Source organism: Vibrio sp. 1CM24A (assembly GCF_023161725.1).
GTDB classification, from domain to species: domain Bacteria; phylum Pseudomonadota; class Gammaproteobacteria; order Enterobacterales; family Vibrionaceae; genus Vibrio; species Vibrio coralliirubri.
Map to the genome: position 1 here is coordinate 95,700 of NZ_JALNTS010000003.1, position 20,460 is coordinate 116,159.

General features: G+C 44.6%; 15 protein-coding genes. 6 read left to right on the plus strand and 9 right to left on the minus strand.

The window, feature by feature from the left end; translation table 11 throughout:
- Positions 1–189: 189 nt before the first annotated feature.
- From MSG38_RS07990 to MSG38_RS08005, 4 genes are all read right to left on the minus strand, one after another.
- Entirely contained in the window at positions 190–1,071 is an 882-nt protein-coding gene (locus MSG38_RS07990) for a DUF4238 domain-containing protein (protein ID WP_248366273.1), read from the minus strand.
- Between the two features lie 383 nt (positions 1,072–1,454).
- Positions 1,455–3,752 (minus strand): formate C-acetyltransferase, encoded by a 2,298-nt coding sequence (gene pflB / locus MSG38_RS07995; protein WP_248401566.1) that lies wholly within the window; start codon positions 3,750–3,752, stop codon positions 1,455–1,457.
- Positions 3,753–3,984: 232 nt separating this feature from the next.
- Positions 3,985–4,329 (minus strand): multidrug efflux SMR transporter, encoded by a 345-nt coding sequence (locus MSG38_RS08000; protein WP_017069768.1) that lies wholly within the window; start codon positions 4,327–4,329, stop codon positions 3,985–3,987.
- Positions 4,330–4,549: 220 nt separating this feature from the next.
- Positions 4,550–6,721, minus strand: a complete 2,172-nt coding sequence (locus tag MSG38_RS08005; RefSeq protein ID WP_248401567.1) for a metallophosphoesterase — start codon at positions 6,719–6,721, stop codon at positions 4,550–4,552.
- A 509-nt stretch (positions 6,722–7,230) separates the two neighbouring features.
- On the opposite strand from MSG38_RS08005, the gene MSG38_RS08010 reads away from it, so the two are divergent.
- A complete protein-coding gene (locus MSG38_RS08010) occupies positions 7,231–8,379 on the plus strand; it encodes an S-(hydroxymethyl)glutathione dehydrogenase/class III alcohol dehydrogenase (RefSeq protein ID WP_017076927.1) in 1,149 nt (382 codons plus the stop codon).
- A 319-nt stretch (positions 8,380–8,698) separates the two neighbouring features.
- Positions 8,699–9,538 (plus strand): S-formylglutathione hydrolase, encoded by an 840-nt coding sequence (gene fghA, locus MSG38_RS08015; protein ID WP_012601125.1) that lies wholly within the window; start codon positions 8,699–8,701, stop codon positions 9,536–9,538.
- A 77-nt stretch (positions 9,539–9,615) separates the two neighbouring features.
- On the opposite strand, the gene MSG38_RS08020 is transcribed toward fghA, so the two are convergent.
- Positions 9,616–10,698 (minus strand): pyridoxal phosphate-dependent aminotransferase, encoded by a 1,083-nt coding sequence (locus tag MSG38_RS08020; protein WP_052880422.1) that lies wholly within the window; start codon positions 10,696–10,698, stop codon positions 9,616–9,618.
- Positions 10,699–11,004: 306 nt separating this feature from the next.
- Between MSG38_RS08020 and MSG38_RS08025 the strand changes: the two genes are divergently transcribed.
- Together MSG38_RS08025 and MSG38_RS08030 are read left to right on the plus strand one after the other, a co-directional pair.
- Complete coding sequence (locus MSG38_RS08025) at positions 11,005–11,406, plus strand: hypothetical protein (protein WP_017061631.1); 402 nt, start codon at positions 11,005–11,007, stop codon at positions 11,404–11,406.
- A gap of 225 nt (positions 11,407–11,631) precedes the next feature.
- Entirely contained in the window at positions 11,632–12,369 is a 738-nt protein-coding gene (locus tag MSG38_RS08030; RefSeq protein ID WP_052880423.1) for an NUDIX domain-containing protein, read from the plus strand.
- Positions 12,370–12,495: 126 nt separating this feature from the next.
- On the opposite strand, the gene MSG38_RS08035 is transcribed toward MSG38_RS08030, so the two are convergent.
- On the minus strand, positions 12,496–14,016 hold the full coding sequence (locus MSG38_RS08035; RefSeq protein WP_248366268.1) for an aldehyde dehydrogenase family protein: 1,521 nt from the start codon (positions 14,014–14,016) through the stop codon (positions 12,496–12,498).
- A gap of 327 nt (positions 14,017–14,343) precedes the next feature.
- Between MSG38_RS08035 and MSG38_RS08040 the strand changes: the two genes are divergently transcribed.
- A complete protein-coding gene (locus tag MSG38_RS08040; RefSeq protein ID WP_248366266.1) occupies positions 14,344–16,131 on the plus strand; it encodes a sigma-54-dependent Fis family transcriptional regulator in 1,788 nt (595 codons plus the stop codon).
- 18 nt (positions 16,132–16,149) lie between these two features.
- Here MSG38_RS08040 and MSG38_RS08045 read toward each other — a convergent pair whose 3' ends face one another.
- Positions 16,150–17,001, minus strand: coding sequence for a LysR family transcriptional regulator (locus tag MSG38_RS08045; RefSeq protein ID WP_248366263.1), 852 nt, complete (start codon positions 16,999–17,001; stop codon positions 16,150–16,152).
- A 117-nt stretch (positions 17,002–17,118) separates the two neighbouring features.
- Here MSG38_RS08045 and MSG38_RS08050 point away from each other — a divergent pair, with 117 nt between their 5' ends.
- Positions 17,119–17,766, plus strand: a complete 648-nt coding sequence (locus MSG38_RS08050; RefSeq protein WP_248366260.1) for a glutathione S-transferase family protein — start codon at positions 17,119–17,121, stop codon at positions 17,764–17,766.
- Between the two features lie 82 nt (positions 17,767–17,848).
- Here MSG38_RS08050 and MSG38_RS08055 read toward each other — a convergent pair whose 3' ends face one another.
- Positions 17,849–18,787 (minus strand): LysR family transcriptional regulator, encoded by a 939-nt coding sequence (locus tag MSG38_RS08055; RefSeq protein WP_248401568.1) that lies wholly within the window; start codon positions 18,785–18,787, stop codon positions 17,849–17,851.
- 104 nt (positions 18,788–18,891) lie between these two features.
- Complete coding sequence (locus MSG38_RS08060; protein WP_248401569.1) at positions 18,892–20,382, minus strand: DUF1214 domain-containing protein; 1,491 nt, start codon at positions 20,380–20,382, stop codon at positions 18,892–18,894.
- Positions 20,383–20,460 lie beyond the last annotated feature (78 nt).

Here is a 20,460-nt window from a genome sequence, read left to right on the forward strand (position 1 = left end):
ATATAGAGATCGGTTCTAAGTCGGAAAGGGGGACTTTTAAACTAGAAAGTACCACAGGTAAAAATTTAGCTTATGAAGGTTCTGGACAATTATCCGTCTCGGAGAATCGAACATCAGCAATTAATGAATAGCTTCAGGTATAGCAAATCGGTTATTTCCACGACCAAACCTTATTGCACTGCTCAATCGTTATATGTATGTAAATAACTCCGCCCTCAAATCTGAAGGTTCCACTTCTGAACCCAAAAATAACTTTATTTGCTCAATATAGTCTTTATTTGTACCTACAACATATCGATGACACTGATTATATGTAGCCATTGCTAAGTAAGTTGTAAAAAGCGGATCTAGGTTCATAGCGTGATTTTGAACTGGCGAAAAGGTGATCAACTGATTATTCGATAAAGGCATAATAAACTTAGACTTAAATGCGAACATCTGAGTCAAATCGTCAAAGAGTAGCGGGTTATCTCCCGTTAAAAAGTTGTTCCAACCTCCGTATTCTGGCGAAACATGATGGACTTTCCATGATTCATAGTCACTATCATGTACCCTAAAATCAAACGTTAGTAGAGGCAGCATAAAGCTACGAAAGTAATGCCTGAACCCTGAGTCATTTTCTAATGCGTTTTTGATTTGATCACAATCGCCAATATTGACCCCATTCAGTGTAATTCTGTCTCCAAACCGTGTTAAGTCTAGAGTTTTAATGTACTGCTCTACAAAGGGATCTAACAAAGGCATTCGCCAAAATTGAAACGCTACAAATACCTTTAGAAGATAAATGCCTTCTTTGGATATTAGTTCTTTCTCCGACAGGCCCTTGCGAACTAAATCAAAAAATTGCCCCAATGGTGCTTCAATTGTCCCGTAGAGCTTTTCTAGTGCATCAGTTCGCACACCTCGATGTGTGATTGTATTTCTATGTTTTTCGAATAATATTGTTCGAGGTGTTTGCTTATCTTTCTTGAATGATTCCAACTTTTTATCGAATACTTGAATACGACCAGACTCAGCAATAAAGCCTCGTAAATACAATTGTGGGACATAGTGATGATTAATTGAACTCAAAACTTACCTCATAAATATAACACTTTCTACACCGCGCTAAGCCGCTCTTTGCATAGATATAATGCGGTCTTTCGTTTAAGTATTCAACAGAAAATCAATAACTTAGTGAGGGTGTTAAAAAGTTAGAATGCACTGTGAGTGCATAATTTCTGAACTTGCTGAGTTTGGATAACTTTTTGTAGGGCAAAAGTTCATTAACAGAATGTGTATGAGCTTCTACCCTAAACCATAAAGGGGCAAAAGTAAGTTAGAGGTCCTAGTGACCACCACGCCAGACAGAATCAAAGTAATTCCAATTACCGCCATATTCAACACACAAAAAAGCGCGAGAGACGGATGTCATTCTCGCGCTTTTTTAGAACCGTGGAACTTGAAGTTTACGGTTAGATCTTAGCTGTAAACGTACGGCTAATTACATCCTGTTGCTGCTCACGTGTTAGCGAGTTGAATCGCACAGCGTAACCCGACACTCGGATGGTTAACTGTGGGTATTTTTCTGGATGTTCTACGGCATCCAACAACATGTCACGGTTAAGCACGTTCACGTTAAGATGCTGTCCACCCTCAACACGAATCGATTCTGCACTTTCCTCATGGTGGAAATAACCATCCATTAACGCTGCTAGGTTCACTTTTTGGCTTAAGTCATCTTTACCTAGTGCATTTGGTACGATTGAGAAAGTGTAAGAAATACCATCTTTAGCGTACTCGAACGGCAGTTTGGCAACCGAAGACAGTGAAGCCACCGCACCTTTCTCATCACGACCGTGCATTGGGTTTGCGCCCGGGCCAAATGGCATACCTGCGCGGCGACCATCTGGCGTGTTACCGGTTTTTTTACCATATACAACGTTTGAAGTAATCGTAAGTATAGATTGAGTTGGAACCGCTTCACGGTAGGTATTCATTTTCTGAATTTTCTTCATAAAACGTTCAACCAAATCACAAGCAATATCATCGACACGTGAATCGTTGTTGCCGAATTTTGGATATTCGCCTTCAATCTCAAAGTCGACAGCGATGCCATCTTCGTTGCGTACTGGTGTTACCTTCGCGTATTTGATAGCTGCTAACGAGTCAGCAACAACCGACAGCCCTGCAATACCACAAGCCATTGTGCGATGAACATCGCGATCCATTAATGCCATTAACGATGCTTCATAGCTATAACGGTCATGCGAGTAATGGATCACGTTCAACGCAGTGACGTATTGCGTTGCAAGCCAATCCATCATCTCATCAAAGCGAGGCATTAAGCGGTCAAAATCGAGAACTTCATCTTCGATACGAGCAACTTGAGGGCCAACCTGCATGTTAGATTTTTCATCAACACCACCGTTAATGGTGTAAAGCAGCGCTTTGGCAAGGTTTGCCCGAGCACCAAAGAACTGCATATGTTGGCCAACCACCTGCGGGCTCACACAACACGCAATCGCGTAATCGTCATTATCAAAATCCGCACGCATTAGATCGTCGTTCTCATACTGAAGTGATGAGGTTTCGATAGACACTTTAGCCGCGTATTGTTTAAACGCGATAGGCAGTTGTTCAGACCATAGAACCGTCATGTTCGGCTCTGGCGCAGGGCCCATCGTGTGCAATGTGTGCAAGTAGCGGAAAGTCGTTTTGCTAACAAGTGTACGACCATCAACGCCCATACCTGCCATTGCTTCTGTTGCCCAAATTGGGTCGCCAGAGAACAATGAATCGTATTCAGGAGTGCGTAGGAAACGAACCATACGAAGCTTCATGATGAAATGGTCAATCAACTCTTGCGCTTGTTTTTCATCAATCAGACCAAGTTTAAGGTCACGTTCGATGTAAACATCTAAGAAGGTTGATGTACGGCCTAGCGACATCGCAGCACCATTTTGAGACTTAACCGCAGCTAAGTAGCCAAAATAGGTAAATTGGATTGCTTCTTGCGCAGTACGAGCAGGAGAAGACATATCAATGCCGTACTTCAAACCCATTTCTCGCATTTCATCAAGGGCACGAATTTGATCAGAAAGCTCTTCACGTAAACGCAATGTCTTATCTAAATCACCACCCGTTTCAAGCATCTTCTGAGTCGATTTGAACTGCTCATTTTTGTCTGATTTTAGGAAGTCGATACCGTATAAAGCAAGACGACGGTAGTCGCCAATAATGCGTCCACGACCATAAGCATCTGGCAGACCAGTAATAATGCCAGAACGGCGACATGTTTTAATTTCATCGGTATAAAGATCGAACGCTACTTGGTTATGCGTTTTGCGGTATTCAGTGAAGATCTTTTCGATTTGTGGCTCTAATTCACGACCGTACACTTCGCACGACGTTTTCACCATTCGAATTCCGCCATTAGCGATGATGCCGCGTTTTAGGGGTTTATCGGTTTGTAGACCCACGATTTTTTCGAGGTTTTTTGCAATGTAACCTGCATCGTGTGAGGTGATAGTGGAAACGATATCAGTATCAAAATCGACAGGGGCATGAGTGCGGCTTTCTTCTTTAATACCCTCTAGCACCGATTCCCATAGCTGTGTCGTCGACTCCGACACGTCCGCAAGAAAAGACTCATCGCCTTCATAAGGGGTGTAGTTTCGCTGAATAAAATCACGTGCATTCACGGATGTTTGCCACTCGCCAGCTTGGAATCCCGCCCAAGCTTCCATCATATCGGTTGTCGGAATAGTCATAATGACCTCCTAAGTTATTGATAAACAGACAATATCGATGATTATTTATAATCATTGGTTTCTGCTGGCTATACTAAACCGACCAATCTATGAGTAAAGTGAGCTGTTTTCATAAAATACATGCACAAAATGCATTTGTTAGGATTACTATATTATATTCAATATCTTAAGTTGAAGGTTAACAACTCTAGATTCCAATTAGTTTGTTGTTTCAGAAGTAGGGAGTCGACTCTTAGTGACTCACCGACGTTGAAAACAGGTTGATGATCACCACGCCAGACAGAATCAAAGCGATGCCAATGATCGCGTAGATGTCTAGCTTTTGCCCGTAGACCAACCAAGACAACGCCGCGACCAACACTATCCCTGCCCCACACCAAATCGCATAGGCAACACCCAACGACATGGTTTGAACCGTGAGAGACAACAGATAAAAAGCAAAGCCATAACCGACTAGTACTGCGGCGGTCGCAGGAAGGGAAGTAAATTGCTGCGTTTTAGGCAATAGAGAAGTCGCGACAACTTCAAGCACGATGGCGAGTGACAGCATCACTGGAGGCGGAAGAGATAAAAGCATGTTTGAGTCCACAACATTAAATACGGCGCTCAGAATATTGTAGTTTTATTTCCAATTCATGCGATTTTCAGTAAGCAATTATTATGACGTACCTTAAAAATTCTTAAGTGTGATTGTTCGTTCAATCGAAGAACAGAAATACAAAAAGAGCCCTACAACATCATGTGTAGAGCTCTTTTTTAATCAGCTAATAGGTTAACCCGCTAACAATCTAAATAGCTTAATTTGCTGATGATGAGCCTCTTAGGATATCGCGCTTCACTTCACCTTTCAGATCGGTCAGGGTTTGTTGGTCGATATCAATCAAGAAGTGGTCACTTGCTTGGCCTGTTGCGAATTTTTCAAGAATCACGAACAAGCTACCAAAACGAGAGCGGAACACTTCACCAACGGTATATTGGCCAAGGTCACCCAGTTCTGAATCCACCGTGCCATCGAACTCTGAAAGTTCACGACTCAGCAACTCATATTGGCGCAATTGTGTTTCACCGATATCACGGAATGCCAGTTCGTCTGCATTACGTAAGCGGTAGAAGTCAGTCGCTAGCAACTCACCACTCCATTCTGCAAAATCTTCAAGCACTAGACCTTCTTGAGAGGCAATAGCGTCAGCTTCAACTTTCGCTGCTTCCCAGTCTTGTTGAAATTGTTCGTAGTCGTCTACTCCATTTGCAACACAACCCTCGACTGGATAATTCATTTCATCAGCTAACTGGCAAACCGTGAACTGCGTTTCCAGTTGAGACATGATCATCATCTCTTCGCCGTTCATTTCCATGATCATAGCGCGCATTTCTAGCGGCCAGTCATCCGGAAGGAATCGCAGGCGCGTTAGTTCGCGGATGTGCCAGTCGGTGAGTTCGTAGTAGCTCTCTGAATTCAGAATATCTTTGTTCCAAATCTTAGCTTCTGCATCAGGATCTCCATTCGCAGCTTGAGTAAGGTATTCATGCTCTTCTGCATAGTGACTGAATAGCTCGTTGTAACGTTTAACTTGATCGATGACCACCGTCTCAACTTCAATCTGGTTATCAGGGCGAATGTTCAACAGTTTGTAGGCCGGAATGTAGCCCGCTAGCGATGGTGCTTGGATATTAAATAGAGTGTGCTGTACACCATCAATATTGAAGCTCTTCTTACCCGTATCGTTAAAGTGCATGTGGCCACCAACATGGATATTTAGACCAGTAGCAGCTAATGCGCGGCTGGTATCGTCATCCGGTTCACGAGCCAGTTGATGGCTTCCTTCGCCAAACAGATCTTCAATCTCTTCAGAAGCGCCGTTGTAGAAGTCGGTCATTGGGAAGTGCGAGAAAGACACCAGCGTCTTGTTCTGCTCTTTCGCTGCTTTTACAACATCAGAGATCCAATCAATCACGTGTTCTTTGTGAGTCAGCATCATGTTATAACCAGCGCTGCTTGAACCATCAAACGTGTTTCCATCGACAGAGCTATCAGACGAGTTTTCTTTCGGGCGATAAACGTTCGCGTCGATCGCCAACAACCAAAGCCCTTTCACTGGCTCTACTAAGTAACTGGTATCCGGCACTTCAGAACAGCTTGAGTAACCACTTTCTTTGTAACTGCCACCCGTACCTTCATAACAGATTTCGTACATGCGCTTATCAAAAGCCGCTTCTTCTTTCGCTAAATCATAGCTGTAACTAGCTCGAGCTTGGTCGCTGCTGTAAGGCGTTTCAAAGTAGAGATAATCTTGCTGAGGGTAGAAACCGTGAGTGCCTAGGATACTCATGATCTCTTCATAACCCCATTCACGTACTTCTTCAGTACAGATGGTTGCTAAGTTGTCACCTTCACCGGGAATAGTCGTCCACTCATCGTCATAACCAACACACTCTTCTTTACCGCGGCTATAAATACGCTGCTTCTTGCCACCCTCGCCTAGGTAATCAGATTTACCTGCAGGGATGGTAAATGGACGTACTGGATCGTGGTTGCCCGGTGCTGCAAAAAACTCAAGACCGTACGTGTCGCGGTAGTGATCAAAGATGCTAACCAATCCACGCATATGAATCGGCTGGCCGTCGTCACTAAAGTCACCTGGCAAGGCTACGTATTTAACGCCACGTTCAACCACATCATCAAGCGCCGCTATCATCGCAAAGTAGTTTTCATTAAATAGACGCGTGGAGTTCATCTGAGACTCCATCGTTCTTATCGTAGCGTTTTTGCCACTCATGGAATTCGGTAAGCCAGCGAACGAACCGTCTTGAAAATCACCGTAGACATCATGGAAATGGATATCAGGCATGAACGCCACTTGCACTGCGCTATCTAGATTGCCGCTGTCGTCACTTGGTGAACTTGAATTACAACCAGCTAACGTGGCTGCTATCAAGCCTGACAGTACGGTCAATGTACTCTTTTTCATTTTCTCTTCCCAAAAAGTTAGAACTCAAAATTTGGCGAGGAGACTAGATGAGAAAAATGACACTATTGTTTCTTATATCTTACAAAACGTCGCACAACGAACGCTTATGCGACATTGCTTCAGTCGTTAAAATTCAACAAGTTACCATCCATCTTAAAAGCTGATAGTTCAACAATACGAATCGAAGACTAATATATAAATAGCCATAAAACCCCCACCTAAACATCAGTAAAGGCAATATATTCAGACCGTTTGGATAGGTCGCCTGTCCTCAAACCTGAGTCACTCTAGCTAAGATAGTTGCCAATAAGAAAACTGACCGCTCCATACTTATTATTACAAATAAGTAATAATCATTTTCTATTTGAGGGGATTATCAAAACATGCACTCACACCTATACTAGCTCCAACAAAACGAGAGAGCGGAAACAATTAAGCTCAACTACGCTTAACGGGTTGAATTTAATTGCACAGTTATCCGCTGTACTGACATATATAGGAAACATCCAATGACAATCGAAATTAAACCTGGTCAAACGCATATCAAATCAAAAGCAATGGTTGCATGGGCAGCTGGCGAGCCACTAAAAATGGAAGAAGTTGATGTACAACTTCCTAAAGCTGGTGAGGTTCTAGTTCGCATCGTTGCTACTGGTGTTTGTCACACTGACGCATTCACATTATCAGGTGACGATCCAGAAGGTATCTTCCCTTCAATTCTTGGTCACGAAGGTGGCGGTATCGTTGAGATGATCGGCGAAGGCGTTACAAGTGTTGAGATTGGCGACCACGTTATCCCACTTTACACGGCTGAATGTGGCGAATGTAAGTTCTGTAAATCTGGTAAAACTAACCTATGCCAAGCCGTTCGTGAAACGCAAGGTAAAGGCCTAATGCCAGACGGTACAAGCCGCTTCTCTATTAATGGCGAAACGATTTTCCATTACATGGGCTGCTCGACTTTCTCTGAGTACACTGTACTTCCAGAAATCTCTCTAGCGAAAGTAAGCAAAGAAGCACCACTTGAAGAAGTTTGTCTTCTAGGTTGTGGTGTAACAACAGGTATGGGCGCGGTACTGAACACAGCTAAAGTTGAAAAAGGCGACAACGTTGCTGTATTCGGCCTAGGCGGCATCGGTCTTTCTGCAATCATTGGTGCTCGCATGGCTGGTGCTAACCGCATCATCGGTGTTGATATCAACGAGAGCAAATTCGAGCTAGCAAAACAGCTTGGCGCGACTGACTGCATCAACCCAACTAAATTCGACAAACCAATCCAAGACGTTATCGTTGAGATGACAGACGGTGGTGTTGAGTACTCTTTCGAGTGTATCGGTAACGTAAACGTGATGCGTCAAGCACTTGAGTGCTGTCACAAAGGTTGGGGCGAATCAGTAATCATTGGTGTTGCGGGTGCAGGTCAAGAGATCGCTACTCGTCCATTCCAACTGGTAACTGGTCGTGTATGGCGTGGTTCTGCTTTCGGTGGTGTTAAAGGCCGCTCTGAGCTTCCAGAAATCGTAAACCGTTACATGGCGGGTGAGTTTGGTCTTCAAGAGTTCATCACTCACACAATGGGTCTGCAAGACGTAAACGAAGCATTCGACCTAATGCACAAAGGTGAATCTATCCGTACTGTTCTACATATGGATAAGTAATACCAATCGTAGTAAATAACTGGTCATTCTAGCTTGTTAAAACACTCGATAACGGCGTTAGAAATTTTGATTGTAGAATAACTACTTATCGAAAATTTCTGCCTTGTTCTCAAGCATTTTTCCTGCGCTATTTATGACCATCTACTTACTGTGATTGATATAACTCCCCTTGGTCTCGATACCTCGGTGTCGAGACCACAGTTCTGACTTAAACATCAGAGCGAAACTGTCTTCACCACCTCCTGCCCGGTGGGTGGTGAAACTTTAAATGCTATAGACATGTTACTCCCCAAACCATCAACCTAACGGAGCACAATAGATGACAATCGAAAACATTAGCCAAGCAAAGGTTGCTGGTGGTTGGCACAAACAATACACCCACTTTTCTGCAACGCTTGACTGCAACATGCGTTTTGCGATTTTCTTGCCACCTAACGCAAGCAAAGAAAACCCAGTTCCTGTTTTGTATTGGTTATCAGGCTTAACCTGTACCGATGAAAACTTCATGCAAAAAGCCGGCGCTTTCAAAGCCGCGGCTGAGCAAGGCATCGCGATTGTTGCACCAGACACTAGCCCACGTGGCGAAGGTGTTGCCGACGATGAAAATTACGATCTCGGCCAAGGTGCAGGCTTCTACGTGAATGCTACTCAAGCGCCATGGGACAGCCATTACCACATGTATGATTACGTGGTAACAGAGCTCCCAGCTTTGATTGAATCTTTCTTCCCAGTAACGTCTGTAAAATCGATTTCTGGTCACAGCATGGGCGGACATGGTGCCCTCACGATTGGCATCAAAAACGAAGATAGCTACCGTTCTATCTCGGCATTCAGCCCAATCACTAACCCAATGCAATGCCCTTGGGGACAAAAAGCATTCAACCAATACCTAGGCTTAGATATTGAAGAGTGGAAACACTACGACGCTTCTGAGCTTCTAAAAACCAAAGGCACTAAACTGCCAATGTTGGTCGACCAAGGTGAAGCCGATAACTTCCTGATTGAACAGCTTAAACCTGAGCAATTGGTCGAAGCCGCTAAGGTCACCAATGCCGATTTAGAGCTACGTATGCAGCCAGGTTACGACCACAGCTACTACTTCATCTCTAGCTTTATTGATGAACACATTGAGTTCCACGCAGCTTACTTAAACAAGTAGCCAGATGAATTTAGCCCGCACCTTGTAAACGCAAGGTGCGGGCTTTTTAATGCCTGATGATTTTATAACGGTTGCTTTTATAACTGCTGAATACGCTGCTTTAACGCCTCTAAATCTATATCATTGCCAACAATTCGTAATCGAACATACTCTTCAGTCATCGCGTCGCATGTAATTGCAAAATCGACACCGGAGCACGTCTTAATACCGATATTCTCAAATAGCTTTGAAAGGTTGGTTCCTGTCTTTTTCAGCAACATAATGGGCGTCGATATTGACGTACCAACCACCTCAATATTGTGCTCAGACAACAAGCCGATCATTTGCTGCTTAAAGTATTCAGTTTTGCTGCGGTTCATTTCTAAGAAGTGTTTCGCATTGGGTAAGGTCGCCGATGCGATTTTTATTGAAGGGTAAGTCGGCGTAAACACACTCACCGCAGCTTCGATTGCAGAAGTCAGGTTTTCACTGCTGGCTAAGTAACCGAGTCGAATCCCTGCGAGTCCTAAACCTTTAGAAAAAGTTCGTAAAACAATTAAGTTGTCCAAGACCAAGGTTTGATCGAGCATAGACTGTTCAGGAGTCAGGTATTCGCCATAGGCCTCGTCGACAATCAAAATAGCGCCAGAACGCTCACATAATTTCGCTATCTCGACCAGATAAGCTCGATCGTAGATTCGACCCGTTGGGTTGTTGGGATTGTCGATATACACCAAGGCTGGCTTTTGGCTGCTTATTTTTGAGGCCAACACACCGAACAAATCAGACTCGTTTTGATAATCCAACATGTTGATGGACTGGTACTTCCCGCCCACTAAAGTGAACTCTGATACTGCTTCAACAAACTGAGGGCCAATGCCTATCATGGTGCGATTGTTGTGATCGATAAGTTTATTGAAGATAAGTTCTAGCGCCCCGAGAGAGCCCGTAGTGTAAGTAATACGACAGTCTTCAATTCCAATAAACTGACGAGTTAAATAAGTCAGCTCTGAAAGCTCCCTGTGACAGTAGTATTTATCAATACCGTGAATTATCTCTTTAACCACATGTTCAGGGATTTCTGGTGCGCCAAATGGATTAGAGCCGAGTGAGCAATCGATGCGGAATGAATGATCGACATAAGAATGGTAGTCACCGCTTAACCTTGGGTTTAAATGCATAAGAAAACGCTCAAAAAATATTCATGCGCTATTCTTATCGTACTAAGTTTTATCTATATAGGTCATTTCGCGACAGTTCTTCGCCTTGTTTCGAGAGACTGGTTAAAAACAAAGATTGGTTCAAATAACGAATTCTCTTAAGCCATAATCATGAGTTAAGCACTCGTGTTTCCATTTCGAGTTAACCAAACCGCTTTCTTTGCGCTAGATTAAGCTGAGATAAAATAGGGTAATAACAGAGCTTGCATCTTTACTCTCCCTAGTTACCATAGCCCCATTAACATCCCCCATATTTTGAAGGTTGCTATGAAAGCAATTAAAACTCTTTTCTTCCTGATGGTTTTATTGAGCGGTCTATTTACCGCTTGGCTGTTTATCCCGATTCCAGCGACCATGGACAAGCAAACGCTCGACGTTCCATTAACGGAACCATTCAAGCTTGTTGCGTATCGCAGCAACCCGAATGATGCGAGCAAGCCGCTGACTTACCACTACTATGTAATTTCAGATGTGGTTGGTGTGGACGACATGGACCCGTTCCTGATTACCACGGACCAGTTCGTGAAGCTTGGCGAATTCGACGAGAACACATTCAACCTGACGGTTAACGGCAAGATTGATAGCTACACCAACGATTTGTGGATCAAGAAATCTGATGGCAAGCTTCAACACTGGTACGTGAGTATTAACGCGAACTATATTCGTTAGAGTCGAATCTATATAGACCTCATTTCAAAACTGCGCTTTGGCTTCCAAGCGCAGTTTTTGTTTCTAGCAACACCCTCCACTTATACCGACCCAGTCGACATAAACTGCATTGCCTACTTTTGATTCACTACTGCCCTTACTCTCAAGGTGTTATAAGCTCTTTAGATACGATAAGCTCAGACTATGCTCGACGCCCAATAAATCAAAAACAATAAAGGATCACCCGTGGAATTTACGCTCGACAAATTTAACGGCATCATCATCGACCCAGCAACAATCCCTCACAATGCTGACTCATTCAATGCAGAACTCAGCGAGATCACCGAATTTTCAAAGCAGAATAGCAAAGGCATTATTTGGATTAGCTTACCTATTTCACTCTCGCACCTTATTCCGGTGGCGACTGAGCTTGGCTTTGTGTTTCACAATTGTTTGGAAGACGAAATTACGCTGATCCACAAATCCGAGATTGTGGAGTTTGTGCCTTTCATTCCAACCCACACCTTGGGTGCTGGCGCGTTAATCACTAACGAACACAACCAAGTTCTGATGATTAAAGAGCACGGTATGACAGGCTACAAATTACCGGGCGGCCATATTGAATTGGGTGAAGGCATTGAAGAATCGGTGGTTCGAGAAACCTTAGAAGAGACTGGCATCGAAGCCACGTTCGTGTCTGTGGTCGGCATGGCGACAAGGCACCCATACCAGTTTGGTAAATCAAACCTCTACTTTATTTGTCACCTTATCGCTCAAACTCAAGATATCGCGATTCAAGACACAGATGAAATTGCAGAAGCTAAATGGATTGATGTTGAAGAGTACATTAACAACCCCGACAGCTACCCGTTCAACCGCCAATTAGTCGGTACTCTGATTGGAAAACAAGGGCTAGAACTCACTCAGTTAGAAGGCAACTATGGCCCAGTCCACAAGCCCGAGATCTTCTTTTCGCAAAACTAGAGCGATTCAAATATAAAAACGCCAAGCTCATAAGAACTTGGCGTTTTGCTTTTCATTTTACTTGTATTGTTTAAGCCATCTCGTTGCTAGTGACTTCCTAATACACAGCTCTAGAGCATATCTATTTTAGAAAAAGCCTAACGGGTTCGTATCGTAGCTGATCAGTAGATTCTTGGTATTTTGGTAGTGGTCGAGCATCATCTTGTGTGTCTCACGGCCAATGCCAGATTTCTTGTAACCACCAAACGCGGCGTGTGCTGGGTAAGCGTGGTAGCAGTTCACCCAAATACGTCCCGCTTCAATGTTGCGACCCATGCGATACGCTAGGTTTGCATCACGCGTCCATACACCTGCACCCAAGCCATATTCGGTATCGTTGGCAATCTCTAGCGCTTCAGCTTCGTCTTTAAACGTCGTCACCGCGATAACAGGACCGAAGATCTCCTCTTGGAATACACGCATCTTATTGTGCCCTTCCAACATGGTTGGCTGGATGTAATAACCATTACCGAGATCATCAGACTGCTGGGCAACTTCACCACCAGTCAGCACTTTAGCGCCTTCTTGACGACCTATCTCAAGGTAGCTCAAGATCTTATCAAACTGCTCTTTTGAAGCTTGTGCGCCAACCTGGGTATCAGTATCCAGCGGGTTACCTTGTTTAATAGTTTGAGCACGCTCGACCACCTTGGCGATGAACTTGTCGTATACCGATTCGTGGATCAACACACGTGATGGACAAGTACATACTTCCCCCTGATTAAAGAACGCCAGCAACATACCTTCAACACACTTATCGAGGTATTCATCTTCATGACTAAAGATGTCTGGGAAGTAGATATTTGGAGACTTACCGCCAAGCTCAACCGTTGATGGAATCAAGCTTTCAGCGGCACATTTCAGAATATGGTGGCCAACTTCTGTTGAGCCAGTAAACGCCAACTTCGCTAAGCGATCGCTTGTTGCTAATGCTTGGCCTGCTTCGCTACCAAAACCATTGACGATGTTGACTACGCCTGCTGGTAGAAGATCAGCGATCTTCTCCATCATCACTAAGATCGATGTCGGTGTTTGCTCCGCGGGCTTCATCACCACACAACAGCCCGCCGCTAGCGCAGGTGCCAATTTCCAAGCCGCCATTAAAATCGGGAAGTTCCAAGGAATGATCTGGCCGACTACACCAATTGGTTCAGGGAAGTGGTAGCTTGCGGTGTTTGAATCTAGCTCTGCTGCGCTGCCTTCTTGCGCTCGGATACAGCCCGCAAAGTAACGGAAGTGATCGACAACCAAAGGGATGTCTGCCGCCAGAGTTTCACGAACTGGTTTGCCGTTTTCCCACGTCTCCGCCACCGCGATTTCTTCTAGGTTAGCTTCAATACGGTCGGCAATTTTAAGTAGGATGTTCGAACGCTCTGTCACACTGGTCGCCGCCCAACTTGCACGAGCAGCATGCGCCGCATCAAGTGCCAAGCTAATGTCGGCCTCTGTTGAGCGTGCCACTTGGCAATATACCTGACCATTCACTGGGGAAGTGTTATCAAAATACTCGCCGCTGACAGGCTTCACCCAATCGCCACCGATAAAGTTATCGTATTGCGCTTTAAAGTTCACCACTGCGTTATCACTACCTGGCTGTGCGTAAATCATAGTTAGATCCTTCTTAGATTTGTTATTCGTTATTGAGCGAGAGCTGTCTTATTTTTATGGCGGCTCCTCTTGAGAAAAGAACTCACGACGAGACGCCCATGTTTATACTTTCTGTTTAAAACACTGATACTTCGTGTTTTCTTCACAACAGTAACAACGCAAATCACACGCCAGAACTTCAAAACTTGTTGTTAATAAATTGTAAAACTATGATTACCAAACGTTTACAACCCAAAGTGAGTTGGCATTGAACGGACGTATGGAAACCACTCCAGTGTTCAACTGTTCCAAATTGGTACACCCTCACTGTTACGACATGGAACAGTCATGCACCTTCAACAAGCAAACACCTCAGATTGGCTTTCGTCCTCTTGGCACCGCAGCACAGAAGCGGGTCTAAAACAGAGACGACTTCCCGAAGATATTCGCCTGCCTCAATCGATTCTTAAACAGCGACGACATCAATCTTCTGACTTGATCCACATCGTCGAACGCAATGCGCTGCCTTTGTTTAATCAGATGTTTGCTCGTACCGACAGTCGTTTGATTCTGACGGATATTGAAGGGGTGATTCTGGCGAGTTGGGGACAGGAGCGGTTTAAGGAGAAGCTGACATCAATAGCACTCAGCTCTGGAGCCTGTTGGCAGGAACAACTGAAAGGCACCAACGCGATTGGCACCGCGATTGTTGAAGCCAAGCCAGTATCCATCATTGGCGAACAACACTTCATCCACCAGCATCGATTTATCAGCTGTTCAGCAAGCCCGGTGTTTGATCACCAAGGGCAAATGGTTGGCGTATTGGACATCACCAGTGAGCAGCAGCAACACGACAGTTCGGTGCAATTGCTGGTTCAAAATATGGTTCAGCTTGTTGAGAACCAGCTACTGAGCCACATCCCACAAGGCACCACTCGAATCGATCTTGCGTGTGAGAAATCTTTACTACACAGTGGCTGGCAAGGGATAGTGATAGCGAACGAAGCTGGTGAGGTAGTCGCGCACAATCAGGTCGCCTCTCAGCTGCTGGATCAAACCTCGATCGTCGGCGAATGCATAGATACCCTGTTCAACCGAACCTCATTAGATACGCCTTTTGTGTTTGAGAAACAACGCCTCAAACAAGCAACTGCAAAGCGCACTCGCTCTATTTCGGCATCGTGTGATTTGCACCATGGCGAACAACAAATAGAACACGCTTGGCAGCAAGCCAATAAGGTTATCGACAAAGGGATCAGCTTGTTGATCTTAGGTGAAACAGGGGTTGGTAAGGGCGAATTTGTGAAGGCGCTGCACAAGCAAAGCCAGCGTAAATCATCGCCCTTGGTGGCGGTAAATTGTGGAGCACTACCGAAAGATCTTATCGAATCTGAGCTGTTTGGCTACGCGCCGGGCGCTTTTACTGGCGCAAGCCACAAAGGGTTCCAAGGCAAGATCCGTCAAGCAGACAAGGGCATTCTATTTTTGGATGAGATCGCCGACATGCCGTTAGAGGCTCAGTGTCGATTACTGCATGTTCTGCAAGATAAATCCGTGGTGCCCGTGGGTTCGAACCAAAGCTACCAAGTCGATTGTCAGATCATCGCTGCCACTCATAAAAACCTAGAACAGTTAGTTGCGACAGGAGAGTTCAGACAAGACTTGTACTACCGCCTGAACGGCTTAGCCTTCACCTTGCCAAGCCTACAACACCGACAAGACAAGCACGCCTTAATCGAGCACATTCATAGTAAATACGCCGAAGATGAGCAAACAATCTGCCCTCACTTGATGAGCTTACTGTGCGCTTACGCTTGGCCGGGCAATATTCGCGAATTAGATAATCTACTCAAGGTCGCGGCTTTACTGGCGAGTGATGAACCACAACTCACGCTAGAACATGTGCCAAGCCACCTTGCTCAATATCTCACGTCATTAGCGCAAGACAATCAGCATCAACTGACGACTCCTAATACCATCAAAGGTGCAACGAATAACGATCTAAGAAGTACCGTTGAAGAAACCTTGTTGCAAACGTATCAAGCGAACCAAGGCAACATCAGCAAGACTTCACGAATACTCGGTATCAGCCGCAATACCATTTATCGAAAACTGAAAAGCTTGGGAATCCTGTAGTAGGAAAAGGAATCTAAACTAATCAGAACCCAACTCCACAAGTTGATTGAGCACTTCTTTGTCCAACACTGGATGGTGTTTGCTCGCTAAGATCAACACAATATCGACCGAAGGCAGTGGCGGCATATCTTCAAGTATTTTCAAATCCGGAGTCACGCTGAGCTTACCCATTGCACCAATGGCTAAACCCGCTTTGACGATGGCACGTTGCGCTGAAGCGGTATTGCTACACGCCAATAACTGATAAGGCGTACCCTGCTTGGCCAAACCACTCACTGCCGCTGCGTGATACTTACAATCGGTCTGAAACAAAGCTAATGGGATTGGTTTAGACTGATCGAACGCATAATCAGGGCTGCTTATCCATACTCCGATATCATGAGTGAGCCAGTAACCTTCTTCACTATCGGGCGCTCGGGTGACAATCGCCGCATCAAGCCTGCCATCATCCAACCATTCTCTCAGTGTAATACTGGGCAGGCTGAATACTTGAATTGAACAAGTGGGTTCTGCTTTCTGCAATAGGCGAATCACTTTTGGCAGAATAGTGTCGTTGTAGTCTTCAGGGCAGCCGAGTCGCAGAGGTTGTTTGTCTTCGTAACGCTTTACTTGCTTAAGGGCTGTATTGTGAAGGGCGACTAACTGTTCCGCATGAGAACGCAACGCTAAGCCTGCTTCTGTGAGTATTAAGTTACGCCCTTCTTTTTGGAAAAGAGTCACGTTGAGCTCTTCTTCCAACTTACGCATCTGCGCACTGAATGCCGATTGGGTGCGATTTATCTGTTTCGCTGCACGAGTGAAACTGCTGGTTTCTACGAACGCGAGAAAGCCTCGCAAAGCATCAATATCCATATTGAAATCACCACCCATCGTTTTTATTAATGTATTGCATCAAAATTATCCGTTAGTGCGCCGCAATACAATCCCCTAAGCTCAAATGCATGTCCCTAGGCTCAAAGCTTACTCACCAAACGAAAGGAAGCAACGATGCAGCTTTATATTGGAAACCAGAACTACTCAACTTGGTCACTGCGCGCATGGCTAATATTCGACAACTACAACCTGAATGCAGAAGTCATCAAGCTCAAGCTATTCACCTCTGATTTTTACGACACTCTGGCGAAAGTGACGCCAACGGCCAAAGTTCCAACCCTAGTTGACGGCGACGTTGCGGTGTGGGATTCACTGGCGATTCTGGAATACGTTAACGACGCCCACTTGCACGGTGCAGCATGGCCAAAATCCACCAAAGAGCGCGCTCGTGCAAGAGCCATTTCCGCCGAGATGCACTCTGGTTTTTTTGCCGTCAGAAATGAAATGCCGATGAACTGCCGCGCCAAAAGAAAGCTCACACTGAGTGAAGACGCATTGAAAGACATCGCACGAATTGATGCAATATGGTCAGCACAAATGGAACAATACCCTGAAGGATGGTTGTTTGGTGAATGGTCGATTGCCGATGCGATGTTTGCACCTATGGCCTTACGTGTAGAAACCTATGGTATCGAGCTTTCAGAGAAGGCATCGCAGTATCAACAACATGTGCTTAACAGCCCATCAATACGAAAATGGCTGGCAGAGGCAAGTTTAGAAACCGATGTGGTCGAAGAAGACGAGGCGGGTGAGCCAGTATAAGTCGATAGCGATGAGTCTCGATATAGCATCGAGACTCAATCAAGATTAGGCGGTTAGAGACATTTCACTAGAGAGCATTTTCTCAGAGTATGGTCTTCAACAGCTCATTAAACCTAGACGCTATCCACTGATGCGAAGCGGATGTAAATGTACGTTGATGCTGCAATAAATAAAGGTCTACGTGATATTGCTTGCTATCTACAAAATCATAAATATCGACAAACCGATGATCGAAATCTGACAAAGCATTTAAGGCGTTCATGCCAAAAATCACCGCATCAGAACGAGAAGCGATTTCCATTAATACATGAGTTTGAGTACTTCGAAGCTTTGGGCGTTTATCACTTTCAAGCTCCAATAAGATCTGTTGTAAAGGGGTATTGAATGCTTGCTTGTGGTCTTCTTCAACGTTCATAGCAAGCACTGGGTATTGCATGATCTCATCTAACGTTGATGCCCTTCCAACCAGAGGGTGCTCCTTTCTAACAAACAATTTGGGATAAATGGTCCCTATTTTGGTGGCTTGGTATTTTTGATCTAACGAGCTTGCATAATGAATCACAAAGTCTAACTTACCTTTGTCGAGCAAGTCATAAGGGTTACTTTTCGCAGCCATCTCTATCAAGTTCACATCCGGTGCTTCTTCAAATAATCCCAAGGCTAGATTGGGAAGAATGGTGCTCCCTAGAAAGGTCGGTAAAGAGATCGAAAACGTATCGTTGCACTCTCGAGGATCAAATTGATTGCGCTGAAATAACGCGTTTAGCTGCGGCAGAATGTGTTGCAGTTCTTGGCCTAACTCTAGTGCTTTTGATGTTGGTGTTAGGCCCGTAGATGTTCTGATAAAGAGAGGATCATCAAAGGTTTCTCTCAGCCGTTTTAAGCTGCGACTCATGGCCGACTGTGACACAAATAACGCCTTTGCAGCATTGGTTACGTTGCGTTCTTTAAGCAATGTATCAAAGGCCACCAGCAAATTTAGGTCGACTCGATTCAACTGATATGACATGTCTTTTCGCATAAATCCTCTAGCTATCTTTGAGCAATCACAGTGCTAAGCGCTGAATAACCTTAACATGAAAAGATGCACCCATTTATAGGGTGCATTCAAACTTGCGATACCTTCTATTTCACCTTAACAAAATCACTTGGTTTCCATGAATTATCAAACCACTTTTCTGTCGGCGAATACATGCGGAAGATGATATTAAACCCTTTGCCTTCCGTCGTTTGAACCCAGTTATGTTCCATTCCTTTGGGAGCATTGGGCGAAAAATGGACAGTGATAGAACCATCGCTGTTCTTCTTAATATCTTCACTCAAACCATCAAGACCAGCAGATTTTTGGTCGGTCTCTAGCATGGAGCGAGTCTGGTTATCGTAGATCATAAATGACCAAAACTGCTCTACTGGTGCATTCGGTGGCAAAGTCACCGTGTAGTGCTGACTGCCATCCAACACTTCCTTGTTGGCATCACGTGTCGCCAACAGATAATCCGATCCTTTTCCTACGGTTTTCGTCACCATATCTGGTGTAATCCCGGTTGCCATGAAGTGGAATGTTGCTCGCATATCGGAGTCAATTACGCCATTTGCATCTTTAAATTCATGGCCTGAGACTAACGGAGTGAACCATTGTCTATCATCGTAGCGAAACATCTCTTCTTTAGGGTGGAAATAGCTTGAGCGTACTTCAGCAGTCGCTATTTTTGCAGCTTCCGACAGTATTTGCTGCATACGTGTGTTTGGCACAAACTCTTGCCCTTTTTCTATTCCAATATCTTTAGCCAACGACAACCATTCAGCATCAAAAATATCAGTGGGTTCGTATTGAATGAGTGCATTCACCTCATCGTAGAACGTCTCGTCCATAGCATGAATGGTGTTGTAATCGACGCCAGAAATATTGATGAACTCTGTCTTATCTTCTTTGCCATACGGATACAGTTTGGTGGTGTTTTTTAATGTTGTAATGCTCTGTTCCATACTCTCTGGCGAGCTCACCAAACGCAGCAACAGCCAATGTTGATACCCTTCGCTGACAACCTCAATGTACCCTTCGGGAACCTCGCCCTTCCACGAAGAGTGACGGATAAAATACTTGCCTGATTTAGCTGCATTGTCTGGGTGAGTGACACCAATTCGATCAACGTATTTAAATGCAGCATTGTCGAGTAAACCCATAACCGGAGTAGGAACTTCTAGAATCACCGGGCCATTTTTTACATCAATTTCCGAAGTGACATAAGGTGTCGTCGTGTTTGCTGTTAACCAAAGGCTATTGGCGTCTAAGTTGTCTTCAGAAATTGCGATGGTTTGATTAGGCTTCATGCCGATACTCTCATGCCCCAACAATAACCCTTGTATTGAAGCAACTGGAATACCGGATAGAAAAACACGAACAGCATTAGAGACTTGAACAAAATCTTGCACCTTGGCGTGCGTTTCTAATGTCGGGGCACCATCGGTATAGTTGAGCTCACCTAGATAGGCAGATTCGACCTTATTTGGCGTAATGATACTATCTGGTACTTGCGCACTAAATTTAGGCTCAGCGAGCGCCACAGATGAACAACCTAAAGTAATCAGCAGCGTAACAATAATCGATTTTTTCATAATATTTTCTCTTGTCTAAAATGATTCTCATCGCCTAACCGGCCCCAATTTGTATGCTTCACTTAGGGGCACGCATTA